The sequence below is a fragment of the Veillonella parvula genome (genome assembly GCF_001553335.1).
GTDB lineage: Bacteria > Bacillota > Negativicutes > Veillonellales > Veillonellaceae > Veillonella > Veillonella parvula_S.
The window spans coordinates 92,723-93,133 of record NZ_KQ960798.1; positions in this window are offsets into that span (position 1 = coordinate 92,723).

The window sequence follows — 411 nt, forward strand, 5'->3', positions numbered from 1 at the left end:
TAAATTAAATGATCCCCATTAGGGGACGGAAACTAAACTGAGCAATACTGTCATTGATATTTCCATATTCTTGTTAAATTAAATGATCCCCATTAGGGGACGGAAACAAGTAGCAGGCGAGATTATCGATGCTAACACAGGCGAGGTAGTGTTAAATTAAATGATCCCCATTAGGGGACGGAAACTTGTGAAATAAAACATATGTTATCCTCCTATGAATAAGGTTAAATTAAATGATCCCCATTAGGGGACGGAAACAAGAATCCAGGGCTTATGCTGGTTGGTGAAAACGGGCCAGAACGTTAAATTAAATGATCCCCATTAGGGGACGGAAACTTTTGTACTAATTCAATAATATTTGTGATGTCGTAATATTCACGTTAAATTAAATGATCCCCATTAGGGGACGGA